Origin of the sequence: Variovorax sp. LG9.2 (assembly GCF_035018885.1) — a bacterium.
GTDB lineage: Bacteria > Pseudomonadota > Gammaproteobacteria > Burkholderiales > Burkholderiaceae_C > Variovorax.
This window is the reverse complement of sequence record NZ_JASJXB010000011.1, coordinates 64,740-82,459: the sequence shown is the minus strand read 5'-3', so window position 1 is coordinate 82,459 and position 17,720 is coordinate 64,740. Positions and strand designations below refer to the sequence as shown.

The following is a 17,720-nucleotide window of genomic DNA, read 5'->3' as shown; positions in this document are numbered from 1 at the left end:
ATCTTACCGCGCGATGGAGCAGCCTGGTAGCTCGTTGGGCTCATAACCCAAAGGTCGCAAGTTCAAATCTTGCTCGCGCAACCAATTTAAAAAGCCCTTTGAGAAATCAAAGGGCTTTTTTTCTTTGGGTCATGGTGGCAAGAAACGGTAGGTCATCCGCTGAGCTCGCAACACAGTCGAATTCAATCTGCGCCGTGGACTCAGTGGATTTAGCTTAGCGGCGCTCTCGGTTTACCCTGCCCGAAGACGCCCGCGTGCAGTTCAGTCCGGCAGAACCGCAGTCACTTCGATTTCCACTTTCGCTCGCGCTTCAACCAGCGCGGCGACCTGCACACAGGTCATCGCCGGAAAGTTGCGGCCCATCGCATCGCGATACACCGGCCCCAACTCGCTGAGCCGTGCGTTGTATTCGTCGCGATCGCTGATGTACCAGGTCATCCGAACCATGTGTTCTGGCCCGGCACCGGCTTCACGGAGCACCTCGGCGACGTTGCGCAGTGCTTGACCCGTTTGGACTATGAAGTCGTCGCTCTCGAACTGCTGCTGCGCGTTCCAGCCGATCTGGCCGCCAACGAAAATGGTCGTGCCGCGTGCAGCGATGCCATTTGCATACCCTTTGGGTGCCGTCCAGCCCGGCGGTTGAAGGAATTTGATCATGGTGTTTGTCTGAGTCGGAATCGTTGGAGCTTGCCCGTTTCGGTGCGAGGCAGCACCGCGACGAACTCGATCTCTCTCGGGTACTTATACGGCGCAATGGTCGCCTTGACGTGTTCTTGCAGCGCCTTGACGAGCGCCGCGTCACCGGTCTCGCCCGGCTTCAACACGCAATAGGCCTTGACGATGGTTCCGCGGTCGGCGTCGGCCTTGCCGACCACGCCGCACTCCGCAACCGCTGGGTGTTTCAGCAGCGCGTCTTCGACCTCGGGGCCGCCGACGTTATAGCCGGCGGTCACGATCATGTCGTCGGCGCGTGCCTGGTAGAAAAAGTAGCCGTCGTCGTCCTGCATGAACGCATCGCCGGGGTAGTTCCAGCCGTTCTTCACGTACTCGGTCTGGCGCGCATCGTCGAGGTAGCGGCAACCCACCGGGCCGATGATCGCCAGCTTGCCGACAGTGCCGCGCAGCACCTCGTTGCCTTCATCGTCCACAACCTTCGCGGTGAAGCCGGGCACGGCTTTGCCGATCGCGCCGCGCCGCACCTCGTGGTTCGCCGCCGAAATATAAATGTGGAAGACCTCGGTGCCACCGATGCCGTCGAGCATCTCGATGCCCGTCGCGTCTTTCCAGAGTTGGCGCGTCGCATCGGGCAAGGCTTCCCCGGCGCTTACGCAGGTGCGCATTGACGGCACGCCTTGCAGCTTTGCAAACGGTGCCATCTGCCGGTAGAAAGTCGGGGCCGTATAGCAGATGGTCGCGCCGATCTCGTTGATCAGCTTGACCACGCCTTCTGGCGTGTATGGCGCATCGTGAAAGTAGACAGAAGAGCCCGCCCACATCGGATACACCAGCAGCCCGCCGAGCCCGAAGGTGAATGCCAGCGGCGGCGAGCCGATCACGATGTCGTCGCTGCGCGCCTTGAGGATATGCCGCGGCCAGGTCTCGCACATGGCGAGCACGTCGCGATGCGTCGTTACCGGCGCCTTCGGCTTACCTGTCGTGCCCGACGTAAACGCCAACAGCGCGACATCGTCCGCCGACGTCGGACACGCCGCGAATACGCCGCTCTTGGCCGCAGCGAGCGACGACAAAGAAGCCGGATCGTCCGGAAGGTTGAACGCAACGATGGTCAACAGCGACGGATGTTCACGCTGTGCTGTTTCCAGCTCAGCGATCAGCTTGCCGTCGCACAGCGCCAGCACCGGACGTGACTTGTCGATGATTTCGCCTAATTCCTTGGCGCGCAGCAACGGCATGCTGGCCACGGCGATCATGCCGGCCTTCACCACGGCCAGCCACGACAGCGCCATCGCGACCGAGTTGCCACCACGCAGTAGCACGCGGTTGCCCGGCACCAGTCCGAAGTCTTCGACCAGCACCTGTGCGATGCGGCTGACCTCGACTGCAGCCTCGGCATACGTCAGCGTCTGCTGGGGTGAACGCAGCATCGGCTTGTCGCCGAAGCCTTTGGCCGCTGCCTTGTCGAGCAATTCCTCGACCAGGTTTAACTGGTCGGGCAACTGCAACTCGGGTAAGTCGTACCGAAACATCGGCAATTGCTCAGCCGGCGGTAGCCGGTCGTGCACGAATCGATCCACTTGCGCGCTCAAAGACATAGGGGCCTCCACGCTCATCCCTTGAGGACAGACTTGCCGATGATCAATTGCTGTACCTCGGTCGCGCCCTCGTAGATGCGCAACGACCGGATGTCGCGGTACAGGCTCTCAACTTTCGTGCCCACTTTCACGCCGAGGCCGCCGTGCATCTGCAACGCCATGTCGATCACGCGGCTCGCGTTTTCGGTAGCGCACATCTTGGCCATGGCGGCGGCTGCAGAAACGTCGCCGACAGCCGTTGCGCCGCGTTGCTCGGCGTCGTCGCGCATCCACGCAGCGCGGTAAGTGAGCAGGGCGGCGCTGTCGATCAGCGCTGCCATCTCGCCGAGCTTGGCTTGCGTTAGTTGAAAGTCTGCCAACGTCTGGCCAAACATTTTTCGATGCTGGGCATGGTGCACCGCTTCGGCAAGGGCGCGCCGCCCCATGCCAAGTGCGGCCGCTGCAACGGACGCGCGAAAGATATCGAGCGTACGCATGGCCAGCTTGAAGCCGCCGTTCAAGTCGCCCAGCTGTGCCGCGCGAGGCACGCGGCAATCTTCGAAGCGAAGTGTGGCCAGCGGATGCGGCGCCATCACTTCGATGTGCTCGGAAGAGTCGAGGCCCGCGAGCGTCGCGTCGACGATGAACGCCGTGATGCCCCGCGTGCCGGCGGTCGGTTCTGTCTTTGCGAAAACGCAGTAGAAGTCGGCGATGCCGCCGTTGCTGATCCAGGTCTTTTCGCCGTCGAGTCGCCAGCCATCGACAGTGGCGGTTGCTCGCATGGCCATTGCTCCGACGTCCGAGCCAGCTTCGGGCTCGCTCAGCGCGAACGCGGCGATCTTGCGACCGCTAGCGACCGCGGTCAGGTACTCGGCGTGATGTGCTTGCGTGCCAGCCAATGTGATGGCACCGCTGCCCAGGCCCTGCATCGCAAACGCGAAGTCGGCAAGCGGCGAATGGAAAGCCAGTGTCTCGCGCAGCAACACGAGCGCACGCGAATCCAGTCGCTCCAATGCACCGCCGGAGGTCGCGGGCACGCAGTAACGCAGCCAGCCGCCATCGCCCAGCTTGCGCACCCACTCACGGCAGGCTGCGCGGTCATCTCGCTCGTCCACACGCTGTGCCGCAGCCCATGGCAAAAGGTCGTTCGCTAGTGCACGGTGCTCATCGCCAAAAAAAGGCAACGCAAGGTGTGCGGTCGAAGGTGGTGCTGGAGGCGAGGCGAAGGCGGACATGATCGCTCAATCCCCTTGAAACAGGGGCTTGCGCTTGGCGGAGAACGCCTCGTACGCACGCTTGAAGTCTTCGGTCTGCATGCAGATCGCTTGCGCCTGCGCTTCGGATTCGATCGCCTGATCGATGGTCATCGACCACTCCTGCGCGAGCATCGTCTTCGTCATGCCGTGCGCGAAGGTCGGGCCTTCAGCCAGATCGCGGGCAACTGCTGTTGCGGCCGCAAGCAGTGCATCGCCGTCATGCAGCGCGTTGAAAAATCCCCAGGCAAAGCCCTCTTGCGCCGTCATTGCGCGCCCAGTGAAGAGCAGCTCCGATGCACGACCCTGGCCGATCATGCGCGGCAACAGTGCGCAAGCGCCCATGTCGGCACCGGCCAGACCCACGCGAGTGAACAGGAACGCGGTGCGCGTTGCGGGCGAGCCGTAGCGCAGGTCGCAGGCCAGCGCGATCATCGCGCCCGCGCCGGCGCAGATGCCGTCGATGGCGCCAATGATCGGCTGCGGACATTGCCGGATCGCCTTGACCAGGTCACCCGTCATGCGCGTGAACTCGAGCATCTCCGGCATCGTCATCGCGGTGAGCGGACCAATGATTTCGTGTACATCTCCACCAGAGCAGAAGTTGCCACCCGCACCTGTGACGACGATCGCCTTCACGTCTGTCGCGTAGTTCAACGCGCGGAACAGGTCGCGAAGTTCGGCGTACGAGTCGAACGTGAGCGGGTTCTTGCGCTCGGGGCGGTTCAGCGTGATGGTGCCGACGCCGGCTTCGTACGACCACGCGAAATGCCTGGCCACGTATCCAGCCTTTGCCTCGAATTGCGCGCGCATGGGGCTGCGCTCACCGATGTAATGTTTCATTTTTCGGCCTCCGCCAACGGGTTGTTGGAATGTTGCTTCACCTTGCCGAGCAGGCGGTGAAGTTGCGTGATCTCTTTGCTGCTCAGTCCGCCGAAAGCCTCGACGATCCAGTGCTCATGCTGCTCGGCCATATCGATGAACGCCTTGCGACCGCGCGCCGTGAGGCGTACGCGCCAGGCACGGCGATCGCCCGCCACGTCGACGCGTTCGACCAGGCCTTCGGTGACCAGCTGGTCGGTGATGCCGGTCACGTTGCCGCCGGTCACCATCATGCGGCGCGACAACTCGTTCATCTTCATGCCATCGGGTGCGCGCTCGAGCTGCGACATCAGGTCGAAGCGCGGCAGCGTCGTGGCAAAGCGTTCGCGAAGCCCGTTGCGCACCTGCTTTTCGATCAACTGCGTGCAGGTCAGCATGCGCAGCCAGAGCCGCAACTCGTCGGGGTGTTCGCTGTGGGCGCGGGCTTCGAGGTCCATCTTTTTATTCCTCGGGCGGCAACGATTTTGCGGCCGCCGCGCTGGCTGCAACGGCACCGGCGGCGGCCAGCATGTCTTTCTGCTTGGCGATCTCGCGGTACATCTGGTCGCGCCCGCTCAGGTATTGCTTCGGCCATTCGACCGCGCGGCTCTGCAACTTGGCCGCTTCGTGCAGCGTCCACGCCGGATCGGCTAGATGCGGCCGCGCCACCGCGCACAAGTCAGCACGGCCTGCGGCGATGATGCTGTTGGCTTGATCGGCATCGGTGATCGCACCCACTGCGATGGTGGCGATGCCGACCTCGTTGCGGATGCGGTCGGAAAACGGTGTCTGGTACATGCGGCCATAGATGGGAGCCGCGGCGCGCGTGGTCTGGCCCGACGACACGTCGATGACATCGCAGCCCGCCGCCTTGAAGGCTCGTGCCAGCGCGATGGCATCGTCGTCGGTGTTGCCGCCGGGCACCCAGTCGTGAGCCGAGATGCGCACGCTCATCGGTCGCTCTGCCGGCCATGCGGCGCGCATCGCGGCAAAGACCTCGAGCGGATAGCGAAGGCGGTTTTCCGTCGCACCACCGTACTCGTCATCGCGCAGATTGGTCAGCGGGCTCAGGAAGGCGGAGAGCAAATAGCCGTGTGCGCAATGCAGCTCGAGCCAGTCGAAGCCAGCCTCGGCTGTACGCCGCGTCGACGCCACGAACTGCTCGCGCATCAGGTCCATATCGGCACGCGTCATCGCTGCCGGCAATTGATTCTGTTCGCCATAGGCCAGTGCACTGGCAGCCAGCAGCGGCCAGTTGCCGGCTTCGAGCGGCTCGTCGGTGCCTTCCCAGCCCACACGCGTCGAGCCCTTCGGGCCGCTGTGACCCAGCTGCATGCCGATCTTTGCGCTGCTCTGGCCGTGCACAAAGTCGACGATGCGCTTGAACGCAGCCGATTGCGCGTCGTTGTACAGACCGGTACAAGCCGGCGTGATGCGGCCTTCATGGCTCGGGCTCGTCATCTCGACGAAGACCATCGCCGCGCCGCCAAGTGCACGTGCGCCCAGGTGCACCAGATGAAAGTCCATCGGCACGCCATCGACCGCGCTGTACATCGCCATCGGCGAGACGACGATGCGGTTCTTCAGCGTAAGGCCGCGCACAGTGAGCGGCATCAGCATCGGCGGTATCGCCTTCTTGCCACCGGCCAGCCATTGCTCGTAACCACCGAGCCAGGCGGCATCGCGCAGGCGCAGGTTTTCGTGGCTGATGCGCTGCGAGCGTGTCAGCAGCGAATACGCGAACTGCTCGACCTTCATGCCGGTGTAGCGGCCAACGTTCTCGAACCATTCCGTCGAGTTGCGCGCCGCGTTCTGGATCTTCAGCACCTCGACGCTGCGGTGCGCTTCGTAGGCGGCCAGGACCTCGTCGATGTTCTCGCCGACCGAAAATTCGTTCGCCAGATCGATGGCGTCTTCGAGCGCGAGCTTGGTGCCCGAGCCGATGGAAAAGTGCGCGGTGTGCGCCGCGTCGCCCATCAGCACGACCGGCACCGTCTTGCCGGCCACTTCGATGCGGTGCACCCAGTGCTTGCACACCACGCGCGGAAAGCGAATCCAGTTAGCGGAGCCACGCAGGTGCTGCGCATTGCTGATGAGCGCGTGGCCACCGAGGTACTTGGCGAAGAGCTTCTCGCAGAAAGCGATCGCCTCCGGTTGCTCCATTGCGTCGAGTCCGTGTGCCTTCCAGACCTCTTCGGGCGTCTCGACGATGAAGGTCGAGGTGTCGTCGTCGAACTGGTACGCGTGGGCTTGAAACCAGCCGTGCTCGGTCTGCTCGAAAGCAAAGGTGAAGGCGTCGAAGGTCTGGTGCGTTCCGAGCCAAACGAAGCGGCATTTGCGCAGATCGACGTCGGGCGCGAAGGTCTCGGCGTAGCGTTGACGAATCCGGCTGTTGAGTCCGTCGCAGGCGATCACCAGGTCGGCGTCGTACTTCGCCGCCGCTGCCTGATCGTCGGCTGCATCGGTTTCGAAAACGAGGTCGACGCCCAAAGCCAGGCACCGCTCTTGCAGGATGTTGAGCAGGTGCTTGCGGCCGATGCCGCAAAAGCCATGGCCGCCAGAGCGAACCGCTTCGCCTTTGAAGAAGACCTGGATATCGTCCCAGTGGTGGAACGAGTTGCCGATCAGTGTTGCGCTGGCATGGTCGGCGGCGTCGAGATTGGCGAGCGTCTGGTCGCTGAGCACCACGCCCCAGCCAAAGGTATCGAATGGCCGATTGCGCTCCAGCACCGTGATTTGCAGCGACGGCTGGCGTGCTTTCATGAGCAGTGCAAAGTAGAGCCCGGCGGGGCCACCGCCGATACAAAGGATGCTTTTTAGGCTGTTCATGGATGAATAGTTTAGGCATAAACATTCCTATGTCAATGAACATTGAGGCTCGCGCCACAAGCAGAAGACGCTGAAATTCACTAGGATATTTAGACCATGCAAAGCCTGATTCCCAAAATCGAGTCGCAGCTTGCGGCACTCTCTGTCCCGATCGCCTTGCAGTTGCCCGATGGCCGGAGGGTCTCCGCACCAGGCTCTCGCGTCACCTTGGCTTTCTCCGAATGGTCGGCCCTGGCCAAGCTCGCTGGCCGACAGATAGGCTCCATCGGAGAGGCTTATGTCGAAGGTAAAGTGCAGATCGAAGGCGCCATGCGAGACCTGTTCGACGCTGCGGTCGCGTTGGTGCCAAGCAACCCGATCGAAAAATCCGACACCAGCTGGTGGAGCCGCCTGCAGCGGCACGCCAAGTCGCGTGGCTCGCACTCGCTGCACAAAGACGCGAAGCAGATCGAATTTCACTACGACGTCTCCGACGACTTCTACGCACTCTGGCTCGACCCGCGCCGTGTGTATTCGTGCGCTTACTACCGCACCGCCGACATGACACTGGCGCAGGCGCAAGAAGCCAAGCTCGACCACATCTGCAAGAAGCTGATGCTGCAGCCGGGTGAGCGCTTGCTGGACGTCGGCTCGGGCTGGGGTGGCTTGTTGCTGTGGGCTGCCGAGCACTACGGCGTCGACGCCACCGGCATCACGTTATCGAAAAACCAGCACGCGCACGTGCAGCAGCTCATCGAGGAAAAGGGCCTGCAGAGTCGTGTGCGCGTCGAGCTGCGCGACTACCGCACGCTCGACGAGACGCAGCCCTTCGACAAGATCTCGTCGATCGGCATGTTCGAGCATGTCGGCGCGGCCAACATGCCGACCTACTTCGAGAAGATCTATGCGTTGCTGAAGCCGGGCGGCCTGGTCATGAACCATGGGATCACTTCCGGCGGCCTCGACTACCAGCAACTGGGCGCCGGTATGGGCGACTTCATCGAGAAGTATATTTTCCCGGGTGGCGAGTTGCTGCATGTCACCCACGTGCTGCGCGACATGGCAGCGTCGGGGCTGGAAATGGTCGACACCGAAAACCTGCGGCCGCACTACGCGCGCACGCTCTGGGCATGGTCGGACTCGCTGGAGTCCAAGCTCATCGAGGCCCGCGAAGTGCTTGAGCACACCAGCAATCGGGCCGGCAACGCAGAGCGCATCCTGCGCGCCTACCGCCTCTATCTGGCCGGCTCGGCCATGAGTTTCGAGCAAGGATGGATTTCGCTTCACCAGATGCTGGCGACCAAGCCGGACGGTGACGCGGCGACGGGACGTTTGCGCGGTGCGCAATCGGTGTACCCTTTCGCCCGTGATTACATCTACAAGTGAGTGAGACGACCATGCTTTATCGGTTCAAGTCCCGGGCCTCGCCCGATTTCGTGATGCTCGAAGTGCACGCGCGCCAGCTGTTCGAGGTCATCGGCAAAACGCCGTCGCCCAAGGGCGTCGTGACCGTCGAGCAAATTCCGGCGGCTATTGCCGCGCTTCAGGCGGCCATGACGACTGAGAGCGGCAATGCGCACAACAACGACAACTTTGCGGTCGAAGGCCATGCCGCCGATGCTGAAGCACAGCACGTCGGCTTGAGCCAACGCGCCTCGCCGTTGCTTCACATGCTGAAGGACTCGCTGGCTGACAACAAGGACGTGACCTGGGAGGTCTGATTCGTCCGGGCTGATCAGCCGCTGATCAGTCGACCTTGGCGCCGCTGGTCTTCACTACCTTGGCCCACTTCACGTGCTCGTTGGCGATCAGCGTGGTAAACGCCGCTGGCGTGTCGCCGCTCGGGATCGCGCCTTGCAACTGCATCTTCTCTTTCATGGCAGGCGTGGCCAGCAACTTGGCCACTTCCTGCTGAATGCGATTGACGATGTCGGGCGACGTGCCCGCCGGGGCCAGCAGGCCGAACCACGAGCTGGCCTCGAAGCCCTTGAGCTGCGGGCCACCGACCTCTTCCACAGTCGGCACGTCGGGCAATGCGGACGAGCGCGTCGCGCTGGTCACGGCCAGCGCCTTCAGCTTGCCGCCCTTGATCTGTTGCATCGACGAGGGCAGGTTGTCGAACATCACATCGGCACTGCCGCCCACCATGTCCATCAACGCCGGACCCGAACCCCGGTAAGGGATGTGGATCATGTAGGTGCCGGTCATGCTCTTGAAAAGCTCGCCGGCCAAGTGGATCGAAGTGCCGCTGCCGCTCGATGCCATGTTGAGCTTGCCCGGATTGGCCTTGGCGTATTTGATGAAGTCGGCCACGCTGTTGATATTCAGGGCCTTGGCTTTTTCGGCATTCATTTCCATCACGTTCGGGACCGCGGCGACCAGCGTGATCGGCGCGAAATCCTTGATTGGGTCGAACGGCAGCTTGGGGTAGAGCGCCCGGTTGATGCCGTGCGTTCCGACCGTGCCCATCAACAGCGTGTAGCCGTCGTTCGGTGCGCGCGCGACGATTTCGGCGCCGAGATTGCCGCCGGCGCCGGGGCGGTTGTCGACGATGAATTGCTGGCCGAATGCTTTGGAGAGTTCTGGCGCGACCGCGCGGGCCAGGATGTCGGTCGTGCCGCCGGCGGAGAACGGCACGACGATGCGAACCGGTTTGGCCGGCCAGGTGCTTTGGGCGAAGGCCGAGTGGGTGGACAGTGCAGCGGCTGCCAATGCGAGCGCAGACACGGCCAGCGCGGTGCGACGGGGGATCTTGGTGAATGAAGTCATGTGCTCATTTTTACAGGCGAAGCCGCTACAGGCTACCGTGGAGATGGCTTTGCTTCACGGGCTCGCGCGATGCGGCCCCGAAGCGTTTTTCGATGCGTTCAGCCCCTCAGGCGCCGCGTTCTGCCAGCGCGCGTGCCGCGGCCACGATCGCATCGGCGCTTACGCGCGACTGCGCTTCGAGCACCGCCGCATAGCCAACGGGAATGCGTGGCGCACCGAGCCGTGCGATCGTGCAACCGGTGGCCTCTGCCGCTGACGCTGCGATCTCGGCACCGAAGCCGGCCGCTTGCACCGCCTCGTGCACGACCAGCAAGCGCTTCGTTCGGGCACACGATGCGAGCACGGTGTCGCGATCCCACGGCCACAGCGTGCGCAGGTCGAGCAGATCGACCGTCACGCCTTGATCGGACAGCGCGTCGCACGCGGCGGCACAAGCCAGCAGCTGCTTGCCCCAGCTGACCATCGTCAGCGTGTCGCCGCTGCGCCGCCGCGCGGCCTGGCCGAGGGGCACCTGCAGAGCAGCGTCGACCGGGCCACGTGCGCCCCACAGCGCCTTGTGCTCGATGTAGACCACCGGGTCGCCGCATTGCAGCGCGGCGCGCAGCAGGCTGTAGTTGTCTTGCGGTGTCGACGGGCTCACCACGACCACGCCGGGCAGGTGCGTGAACCAGGCTTCGAGCGACTGCGAATGCTGCGCGGCGGAGGCGTCCCAGATGCCGCCCGGCATGCGCGCCACGAGCGGCACGCGCCCTTGGCCGCCGAACATGAAGCGGTTCTTGGCGGCCTGGTTGACCAGTTCGTCCATGCCGCACAGCGCGAAGTCGACCACGCGCATTTCGACCACCGGCCGCAAGCCCGCGAGCGCCATGCCGACGCCGGCGCCCATGATGGCGGCCTCGCTGATCGGCGTGTCGATCACGCGGTCGGGTCCGAAGCGCTGCTGCAGTCCCCGGTACTGGCCGAAGATGCCGCCGCGGCCGACGTCTTCGCCGATCACGACGACGTTGGCGTCGGCTTCCATTTCATGCTGCACCGCAAGCGCGGCGGCTTCGGCGTAGCTGAGTTCGATCAATGCCATTGGCCGGCTCCGATGGTCTGGATGTCGGTGTAGGCGGCGCTAGGCTCGGGCCACGGCGCAGCGTCGGCGGCAGCGAGAGCGGCTTCGACTTCGGCATGCGCCTCGGCATCGATGCCGTCCAGTGCAGAGGCGGTGATGCCCGCCTTCAGGCATTGCGCGCGCGCATTGGAGATCGGGTCGGTCTCGAGTGCCGCCGCCAGTTCGGCAGGGTCGCGATAGGCCGCAGGGTCGACCGACACGTGGCCTTTGACGCGGTAGGTGAGCGCGTGCAGCAGGCGCGGCCCGCCGCCGCTTCGCACTTCGGCGACGAGCCTCGCGGCCGCCGCATGCACCGCGAACACATCGTTGCCGTCGACCTGCGTGGCCGCGATGTCCATCGATTGCGCACGCGCTGACGCGCCATCACCCGCGGTCATCGGACCGCTCGCGGTGGTGGCGCTCCATCGGTTGTCTTCGCAGACGAACAGTACCGGCAAGCCGTAGACCCGCGCCCAGTTGAGCGACTCCAGAAAGGGCCCGCGGTTGATTGCGCCATCGCCAAAAAAGCAGACGGTGATGGCGTCGCGCTTCTGCAACTTTTGCGCGTGCGCCGCGCCGACAGCGATGGGCAGACCCGCCGCTACCACGCCGTTGGCGCCAAGCATGCCGACCGAGAAATCGGCGATGTGCATCGAGCCGCCTTTGCCGCCGTTGAAGCCGGTCGCCTTGCCGAACAGCTCGCACATCATTCGCGTCAGGTCGGCTCCTTTGGCCAGCGTGTGGCCGTGGCCGCGGTGCGTCGAGGTGAGGTAGTCCGTAACGTTCAAGTGCGCGCAGACACCCGCAGGTACCGCCTCCTGTCCGGTCGACAAGTGCAGCGGGCCGCGCACCTTGACGAGGCCTGCCGCCTCTTGCCCATAAGCGCTCACGCCCCCCTGGCTGGCGATCTCCGCCGCATTCTCGAAAGCGCGAATGCGCACCATCGTGCGGTAGAGCGCACGTCGTTTGTCTTCTGACACCAGCAAATCCATATCGGCTCCAGCGCAGAACCGCCTGCGCAAGCCGGCAGATCGTATCGACCGTGACGCGTGGTCGTGAGCGGGCTTACCCGGCTGACGTGTTGGTGTCAGGGACGACGCAGTCGGTGTGCGACCACCGATACAGCCGCCGATACAGCATGCCGCGCGATACCTTCAACTGGCGTGCAGCCTGCGCGATGTTGCCGCCGTGCGCGGCGAGCGCGTCTTCGATCAGCTTGCGGCTATGGCCGCGCAACGTGTCTGCTTCTGAAGGTGATGCGGCTGCAGGAATGACTGGCGTGTCGGCCGGCGTCGTTGTTGTCTTCATCGTTGTTGTCGAGGCGGCTGCCTCTGCAACTTCAATGCCCTGGATCGCGCGTCCGGCGTCGGCGATCCGTGCCGCCCGCAGAGGCGTCGCATGCCTGAAGTCGATGCCGTCGCGCCCTTGCCATGTCGCCTGCAGCCAGACCGACAAGCCGCTCGTCAGCCGCACCGGTTGCGGCCCGTTGCTGCGCCCGAGCCGAAGCAACGCGCGCAGGTCGAGTCCGAACAATCGCTCGACATCGCCCGGGCCACTCTCATCGCAATGCCGCGGTTGAATCAGGCCCGCACCGGCGGTGTTCATCCATGCCACCGTGCCATCCGTCGCGATACCGGCCAGCCCTTCGAGCGGCGTGCCGAAGAGCGAGGGGCTGGCCTGAAAGCGCAGCACCAGATGGTCGTGCGACTGCGCCTGCAGCAGCCGGTTCTCGATGGTGGTGGCGAAGAGCGCGACCATCGACGCCGCATCGAAGCCGAAGCGCCGCGATTCGGCGGTGACGTCGAGCACGCCGGCAAGATGGCCATGCACATCGCGGATCGGTGCGGCGGCGCATTGCATCGTGCTGAGGCAGTCGTAGTAGTGCTCGGCACCGTTCACCGTGCAGGCCTGGCCGGTGGCGGCCACGATGCCCGGCGCGCTGGTGCCGATCACGCTCTCGGCGATGTTGATGCCGACGCGCGCGGTCTGTCGCAGGATGGGTTGCTGCGCGGCCGCATCGTGTTGTGTCGCATGCACGATCACGCCTTGCGCGTCGGTTAACAGCACGCGGCAATCGGTGCCGGCGAGGGCGTTTTCCATGCTGTGCAAGTCGATCTGCGCGGCCGCCAGCAACTCGCGGTTGCGGCCGAGCGTGGCGTGCAGGCGGCTCGGCGTGACGGCATCGAACACCACTGCGCGGCGCGTGTTTTCATGCGCGCGGTTGCAGCGCATCCACGACTGGATCACCGCCTCGCCGACCAGGCCCGAGGGCCGCACGCCTTCTTCGAAAAACTGCCGGCGCGCCAATGCGGTCCGCTCTGCGGCCGTGTTTGCGAAGAGTTGCCAGGGCGCTCGCGTGGTGCGGGTGGTCGTCAAGGACATGTCCGAATGTGTTCCGCAATGGAACAGTCGTGCTTCAGGGAATTCCCGAAGATGAACAAAGGCGCCGTGCGCGCGATCCTCTAGGGCACAACGACAGGAGACATCACGATGAAGATCCCCCATGCCGTGCGCATGCTCGGCGCGCTGCTGTGCCTGGCCGGCGCTGCCGCCACAGCGCAGAACAAACCACCGACCAAACCGCCGTCGAAGGTCGACGCTGCCTTCATGCGCGCCAATGCCGCCAAGACGCCCGACTGGCCGAGCTACGGCCTCGACTACGCCGAGACGCGCTTCAGCAAGCTCGACCAGGTCAACGCCAGCAACGTGAAGGACCTGGGGCTGGTCTGGTCGTACGACCTGCAATCGACGCGCGGTGTCGAGGCCACGCCGCTGGTGGTCGATGGCGTCATGTACGTCACCGCGTCTTGGAGCGTGGTGCACGCGATCGACGTGCGCACCGGCAAGGCGTTGTGGACTTACGACCCCAAGGTCGATAAGGCGAAAGGTTTCAAGGGCTGTTGCGATGTGGTGAATCGCGGCGTCGCGCTGTGGCAGGGCAAGGTCTACGTTGCGTCTTACGACGGTCGCCTCATCGCGCTCGATGCGGCGACGGGCAAGACCGTGTGGGAGAAGGACACTATCGTCGACCACAGCAAGTCGTACACCATCACCGGCGCGCCGCGCGTGTTCAAGGGCAAGGTCGTCATCGGCAACGGCGGCGCCGAGTACGGCGTGCGCGGCTACGTCACTGCTTACGACGCTGCCACCGGCGACCAGAAGTGGCGCTGGTTCATCGTGCCGGGCGATCCGTCGAAACCGTTCGAAGACGCATCGATGGCCAAGGCGGCCAAGACCTGGGACCCTTCGGGCGAATACTGGAAAGCCGGCGGCGGTGGCACCGCGTGGGATTCGATCACCTACGACCCCGAACTCAACCTCATGTACGTCGGCACCGGCAACGGCTCGCCGTGGTCGCACAAGGCGCGCAGCCCGGGTGGCGGCGACAACCTGTACCTGGCGTCGATCGTCGCGCTCAATCCGGATACCGGCAAGTACGTCTGGCACTACCAGGAAACGCCCGGCGACAACTGGGACTACACCTCGACGCAGCCGATGATCCTGGCCGACATCAAGATCGACAACAAGCCGCGCAAGGTGATCCTGCACGCGCCCAAGAACGGCTTCTTCTTCGTGCTCGACCGCACCAACGGCAAGTTCATTTCAGCGAAGAATTTCACCGAGGTGAATTGGGCGACCGGCTACGGCAAGGACGGCCGGCCGATCGGCGTGGCCGCGGCGCGCGACGGCACCAAGCCCAACGATGCGATTCCCGGCCCTTTCGGTGCGCACAACTGGCAACCGATGTCGTTCAACCCGATGACCGGCCTGGCCTACCTGCCGTCGCAACACGTCCCGCTCAACCTGATGGACGACAAGGACTGGAAGTTCAATGAAAACGCCCCCGGCCGTCCGCATGCGGCACTGGGCTGGAACACCGCCAAGTTCGCTAATGTGGAGCCACCGACCAGCAAGCCGAGCGGGCGTCTGGTGGCCTGGGACCCGGTCGCGCAGAAGGAGGTGTGGGGCGTGGAGCACGTCTCGCCATGGAACGGCGGCACGCTGACGACGGCAGGCAACCTTGTCTTTCAGGGCACGGCCGACGGGCGAATGGTCGCCTACAACGCAAAGACCGGCGACAAGCTCTGGGAAACACCGACCGGCACCGGGATCGTCGCCGCACCGTCGACCTACATGGTCGACGGCAAGCAGTACGTATCGATCGCGGTGGGATGGGGCGGTGTCTACGGCCTGGCGCAGCGCGCGACCGAGACCAACGGGCCGGGCACCGTCTACACCTTCGCGGCGGGCGGCAACGCGGCCAAGCCCGACTTCGTCCAGTACCGAATGGACAAGCTGGTGCAGGGCGTCAAGTACGACCCGGCCAACGTCACGGCCGGCACCTACCTGTACGTGAGCAACTGCGTGTTCTGCCACGGTGTGCCGGGCGTGGACCGCGGCGGCAACATTCCCAACCTCGGCTATATGAACTCGAGCTACATCGAAAACCTCGACAAGTTCGTCTTCCATGGCGCTGCCATGGAACGCGGCATGCCCGACTTCACCGGCAAGCTGACGATGGAAGACGTCGAGAAAATCAAGGCGTTCATTCAAGGCACGGCCGATGCCATCCGGCCGAAGTAGTTGGCGCACCCTGAGGGCGCGCGCAACACGCTAGTCGGCGTAAGCGCCGGCGGCCTTGATGATCGGGCCCCACTTGGCGATCTCGGCAGCCACGAACTTCTTGTGGTCTGCCGGCTCGACGCGCTTGTCGGCCATCACAACGGCGCCGAGGTCTTCTTCGCGCTTGATGAAAGCGGGGTCCTTGAGCGCGGCTTTCAGTGCCTCGTTGATCTTTTTGGTCACTTCCGGCGGGGTGCCCTTGGGCGCATAGAGCCCGTGCCAGATGGTTACCTCGAAATCCTTGAGGCCCGACTCGGCGAGCGTCGGCAGGCCTTTGAGCGCCGGGGTCGTCAGGCGCTTGGACGTGGTCACGGCATAGGCCTTGACGGTCTTTGCCGTGATCTGGCCGGTGGTGTTGGTGGTCTGGTCGCATAGCAGGTCGATCTGGCCGCCCATCAGGTCCGCGATGGCAGGCGCGGTGCCTTTGTAGGGCACAGGCGTCATCTCGACCTTCATCGCACTCTGGAACAAGAGGCCACAGAGTTGCGATGCGGCACCCAGTCCGGCGTTGCCGAGGTTGATCTTTCCCTTGTTCTGGCCGATCCAGGTTTGCAATTCCTGAAAGTTGTTGGCCGGCAGCTGGGGCTTGCCTATGAGCGTCATCGGCACCTCGTTGATCATGCCGAGGTACTCGAAGTCGGTCTCGACGTTGAACGGCAGCTTGCGGTAGAGCGCAGGCATCGTCGACATGCCGATGTGGTTGAGCAGCAGCGTGTAGCCGTCAGGGGTGGCCCGCGCCACCTTGGCGGTGCCGATGGAACTGCCCGCGCCCGCCACGTTGTCGACCACGATGTTGGTGCCGAGCGGCTTGGCAAGGGCTTCAGCCAGGTCACGCGCCACGCGATCGGTCGGCCCTCCGGCGGCAAACGGAACGACGATGGTCACCGTCCTTGCGTTCGGGTAGGTCTGGGCATGTGTCGCAACGACGGTCAGTGCCATTGCGGCGATCGCAAACAAGGTCTTCATGGGTGTCTCCCGGATGAAAAATGCCGATGGTATCGGCTGACCAGACCCTGACCTATACCGACTAGCCCTTAGATTGGTGCTCGGCCACGCGCTTCGTGCGCCAGCACTTTTTGCAGCGCCTGCTCGAAGGACGTGCGTGCGGCGCCGGCCACTGCCGTCAGATGTTTGTGCAATGCAGCGTCGGCGGCGTTCGACGAGGCGCAATCCACGCTGTAGCGTTCGAATCCCGCGAGTTGCAGCGCAATCTCGGCCACATGTCGAAGGCACTCGCACGCGATCGTCGAAGGGCGCTCGGCAAATTCAGTCAGTTTTTCGTCACTGAACCGTCGCGGTGCAGCGTGCCATTCCATGTTGACGGGCAATGCGGTGTCGGACTCGTTTCGCATCAGTTGCGAAAGATCGCGGGCAGTGGCAGGTTCGCGGCAGACCCTTACCCCCACCTTGCGCAACGCCTCGACAGTGCCCTCGGCGGTGAAGTTGTAAAGGACTGCCGTCGTGCCGGCGTTGAGGGACTTGGCGAGCGCCAGCACGCGATCGACCGATGCGGGTTGCAGCGACGCGAGCCGGACAAGCAAGACGTCGATGCTGCCTTCAGCAGTCGGATGCAACTCGGCCTGTTCCAGGTCTTCGTAAACCGCCCGCAACTCGTACCCCATGACCGACTCCAGTTTGTGCGCCGCACTGCGACCGACGACGACAACGCTTCGGATCGCGACCGGAGCACCTGAGATGGCGATAGAAACCCCCTCGCCGAGCGACTGGAGGGCGGCGAGCTCGAGGTTGGCGATCGTTCCGATGGCGTGCCCGTTGTGGGTGAGTTGTCGAAGCAACTTGAGACGTGACACGTCATGGCTCGAATAAAGGCGCTGCCCGGTCGACGTTTTTGATGCTGACACCACGTCGTAGCGGCGCTCCCAAACGCGAAGTGTTGCTACCGGCAGCCCGGCCAGGCGCGCAGCCGTTCCGCTTCGAAGGCTTGCGTTTGGCGTGGGGTCGATGGGGTCAGTGTTGAGCGGCATGGTCGGGAAGTTGAAGAGGCTATTGCCTACGCATCATAGCGAAAGAATGAAGTGGATTTGAATCGCTAATCTC

General features: G+C 63.9%; 15 protein-coding genes and 1 tRNA gene. 4 read left to right on the top strand and 12 right to left on the bottom strand.

Annotated elements, in window-relative coordinates:
- Positions 1-7 precede the first annotated feature (7 nt).
- Positions 8-84 (top strand) — tRNA-Met (locus QN413_RS13540).
- A 177-nt stretch (positions 85-261) separates the two neighbouring features.
- On the opposite strand, the gene QN413_RS13535 is transcribed toward QN413_RS13540, so the two are convergent.
- Genes QN413_RS13535 through QN413_RS13510 form a run of 6 tightly spaced genes read right to left on the bottom strand, consistent with a single transcriptional unit; the run spans position 262 to position 7,195 of the window.
- Positions 262-657, bottom strand: a complete 396-nt coding sequence (locus QN413_RS13535) for a RidA family protein (protein WP_323497130.1) — start codon at positions 655-657, stop codon at positions 262-264.
- Positions 654-2,267 carry an AMP-binding protein gene (locus QN413_RS13530; protein WP_323497206.1) on the bottom strand — a complete coding sequence of 538 codons (1,614 nt, stop codon included), beginning with the start codon at positions 2,265-2,267 and terminating at the stop codon, positions 654-656. Before QN413_RS13530 ends, QN413_RS13535 begins: the two co-directional genes overlap by 4 nt.
- Positions 2,268-2,287: 20 nt before the next feature.
- Entirely contained in the window at positions 2,288-3,487 is a 1,200-nt protein-coding gene (locus QN413_RS13525) for an acyl-CoA dehydrogenase family protein (RefSeq protein WP_323497129.1), read from the bottom strand.
- A 6-nt stretch (positions 3,488-3,493) separates the two neighbouring features.
- Positions 3,494-4,348, bottom strand: coding sequence for an enoyl-CoA hydratase family protein (locus QN413_RS13520; protein WP_323497128.1), 855 nt, complete (start codon positions 4,346-4,348; stop codon positions 3,494-3,496).
- Positions 4,345-4,824, bottom strand: coding sequence for a MarR family transcriptional regulator (locus QN413_RS13515; protein WP_323497127.1), 480 nt, complete (start codon positions 4,822-4,824; stop codon positions 4,345-4,347). Before QN413_RS13515 ends, QN413_RS13520 begins: the two co-directional genes overlap by 4 nt.
- A gap of 4 nt (positions 4,825-4,828) precedes the next feature.
- The gene (locus tag QN413_RS13510) at positions 4,829-7,195 is read right to left on the bottom strand and encodes a bifunctional salicylyl-CoA 5-hydroxylase/oxidoreductase (protein ID WP_323497126.1); all 2,367 of its coding nucleotides are present in this window, start codon (positions 7,193-7,195) and stop codon (positions 4,829-4,831) included.
- A 96-nt stretch (positions 7,196-7,291) separates the two neighbouring features.
- Between QN413_RS13510 and QN413_RS13505 the strand changes: the two genes are divergently transcribed.
- Together QN413_RS13505 and QN413_RS13500 are read left to right on the top strand one after the other, a co-directional pair.
- Positions 7,292-8,560 carry a class I SAM-dependent methyltransferase gene (locus QN413_RS13505; protein WP_323497125.1) on the top strand — a complete coding sequence of 423 codons (1,269 nt, stop codon included), beginning with the start codon at positions 7,292-7,294 and terminating at the stop codon, positions 8,558-8,560.
- A complete protein-coding gene (locus QN413_RS13500; protein ID WP_323497124.1) occupies positions 8,557-8,895 on the top strand; it encodes a DUF1840 domain-containing protein in 339 nt (112 codons plus the stop codon). The genes QN413_RS13505 and QN413_RS13500 overlap by 4 nt, the downstream gene beginning before the upstream one ends.
- Positions 8,896-8,920: 25 nt before the next feature.
- Here QN413_RS13500 and QN413_RS13495 read toward each other — a convergent pair whose 3' ends face one another.
- The 4 genes from QN413_RS13495 to QN413_RS13480 form a co-directional block, all read right to left on the bottom strand.
- On the bottom strand, positions 8,921-9,943 hold the full coding sequence (locus tag QN413_RS13495) for a tripartite tricarboxylate transporter substrate binding protein (protein WP_323497123.1): 1,023 nt from the start codon (positions 9,941-9,943) through the stop codon (positions 8,921-8,923).
- Positions 9,944-10,049: 106 nt separating this feature from the next.
- Positions 10,050-11,021: an alpha-ketoacid dehydrogenase subunit beta gene (locus tag QN413_RS13490; protein ID WP_323497122.1), complete on the bottom strand. Its 972-nt coding sequence runs from the start codon at positions 11,019-11,021 to the stop codon at positions 10,050-10,052.
- The gene (locus tag QN413_RS13485; protein ID WP_416352183.1) at positions 11,012-12,031 is read right to left on the bottom strand and encodes a thiamine pyrophosphate-dependent dehydrogenase E1 component subunit alpha; all 1,020 of its coding nucleotides are present in this window, start codon (positions 12,029-12,031) and stop codon (positions 11,012-11,014) included. Before QN413_RS13485 ends, QN413_RS13490 begins: the two co-directional genes overlap by 10 nt.
- Positions 12,032-12,104: 73 nt before the next feature.
- The gene (locus QN413_RS13480) at positions 12,105-13,421 is read right to left on the bottom strand and encodes a helix-turn-helix domain-containing protein (RefSeq protein WP_323497121.1); all 1,317 of its coding nucleotides are present in this window, start codon (positions 13,419-13,421) and stop codon (positions 12,105-12,107) included.
- A gap of 108 nt (positions 13,422-13,529) precedes the next feature.
- On the opposite strand from QN413_RS13480, the gene QN413_RS13475 reads away from it, so the two are divergent.
- Positions 13,530-15,623 (top strand): PQQ-dependent dehydrogenase, methanol/ethanol family, encoded by a 2,094-nt coding sequence (locus QN413_RS13475; RefSeq protein ID WP_323497120.1) that lies wholly within the window; start codon positions 13,530-13,532, stop codon positions 15,621-15,623.
- Positions 15,624-15,653: 30 nt separating this feature from the next.
- Here QN413_RS13475 and QN413_RS13470 read toward each other — a convergent pair whose 3' ends face one another.
- Together QN413_RS13470 and QN413_RS13465 are read right to left on the bottom strand one after the other, a co-directional pair.
- Entirely contained in the window at positions 15,654-16,628 is a 975-nt protein-coding gene (locus tag QN413_RS13470) for a tripartite tricarboxylate transporter substrate-binding protein (protein WP_323497119.1), read from the bottom strand.
- A gap of 68 nt (positions 16,629-16,696) precedes the next feature.
- The gene (locus QN413_RS13465; RefSeq protein WP_323497118.1) at positions 16,697-17,647 is read right to left on the bottom strand and encodes a MerR family transcriptional regulator; all 951 of its coding nucleotides are present in this window, start codon (positions 17,645-17,647) and stop codon (positions 16,697-16,699) included.
- Positions 17,648-17,720: the final 73 nt, after the last annotated feature.